Below are 1,701 nucleotides of genomic sequence, written 5' to 3' on the forward strand. Positions count from 1 at the left end.
TGCTGGAGGTATCAGAAGTGCGAATGCTGACATAAGTAACGATAAAGCGGGTGAAAAGCCCGCTCGCCGGAAGACCAAGGGTTCCTGTCCAACGTTAATCGGGGCAGGGTGAGTCGACCCCTAAGGCGAGGCCGAAAGGCGTAGTCGATGGGAAACGGGTTAATATTCCCGTACTTGGTGTTACTGCGAAGGGGGGACGGAGAAGGCTATGTTGGCCGGGCGACGGTTGTCCCGGTTTAAGCGTGTAGGTGTGTGTTCCAGGTAAATCCGGTTCACTTTAACACTGAGGCGTGACGACGAGGCACTACGGTGCTGAAGCAACAAATGCCCTGCTTCCAGGAAAAGCCTCTAAGCATCAGGTAACATCAAATCGTACCCCAAACCGACACAGGTGGTCAGGTAGAGAATACCAAGGCGCTTGAGAGAACTCGGGTGAAGGAACTAGGCAAAATGGTGCCGTAACTTCGGGAGAAGGCACGCTGACACGTAGGTGAAGTGATTTACTCATGGAGCTGAAGTCAGTCGAAGATACCAGCTGGCTGCAACTGTTTATTAAAAACACAGCACTGTGCAAACACGAAAGTGGACGTATACGGTGTGACGCCTGCCCGGTGCCGGAAGGTTAATTGATGGGGTCAGCGCAAGCGAAGCTCCTGATCGAAGCCCCGGTAAACGGCGGCCGTAACTATAACGGTCCTAAGGTAGCGAAATTCCTTGTCGGGTAAGTTCCGACCTGCACGAATGGCGTAATGATGGCCAGGCTGTCTCCACCCGAGACTCAGTGAAATTGAACTCGCTGTGAAGATGCAGTGTACCCGCGGCAAGACGGAAAGACCCCGTGAACCTTTACTATAGCTTGACACTGAACATTGAGCCTTGATGTGTAGGATAGGTGGGAGGCTTTGAAGTGTGGACGCCAGTCTGCATGGAGCCGACCTTGAAATACCACCCTTTAATGTTTGATGTTCTAACGTGGACCCGTGATCCGGGTTGCGGACAGTGTCTGGTGGGTAGTTTGACTGGGGCGGTCTCCTCCTAAAGAGTAACGGAGGAGCACGAAGGTTGGCTAATCCTGGTCGGACATCAGGAGGTTAGTGCAATGGCATAAGCCAGCTTGACTGCGAGCGTGACGGCGCGAGCAGGTGCGAAAGCAGGTCATAGTGATCCGGTGGTTCTGAATGGAAGGGCCATCGCTCAACGGATAAAAGGTACTCCGGGGATAACAGGCTGATACCGCCCAAGAGTTCATATCGACGGCGGTGTTTGGCACCTCGATGTCGGCTCATCACATCCTGGGGCTGAAGTAGGTCCCAAGGGTATGGCTGTTCGCCATTTAAAGTGGTACGCGAGCTGGGTTTAGAACGTCGTGAGACAGTTCGGTCCCTATCTGCCGTGGGCGCTGGAGAACTGAGGGGGGCTGCTCCTAGTACGAGAGGACCGGAGTGGACGCATCACTGGTGTTCGGGTTGTCATGCCAATGGCACTGCCCGGTAGCTAAATGCGGAAGAGATAAGTGCTGAAAGCATCTAAGCACGAAACTTGCCCCGAGATGAGTTCTCCCTGAGACTTAGAGTCTCCTGAAGGAACGTTGAAGACGACGACGTTGATAGGCCGGGTGTGTAAGCGCAGCGATGCGTTGAGCTAACCGGTACTAATGAACCGTGAGGCTTAACCTTACAACGCCGAAGATGTTTTGGCGGA

1 rRNA gene is annotated in these 1,701 nt (G+C 53.7%); it reads left to right on the forward strand.

What is annotated here, in order from left to right:
- Positions 1-1,676: ribosomal RNA gene (locus tag NA197_RS23310) — 23S ribosomal RNA — on the forward strand; the annotation flags it as partial.
- Between the last annotated feature and the right edge of the window lie 25 nt (positions 1,677-1,701).

This window comes from Salmonella sp. NW884, from assembly GCF_051700745.1.
Lineage (GTDB): Bacteria > Pseudomonadota > Gammaproteobacteria > Enterobacterales > Enterobacteriaceae > Salmonella > Salmonella enterica.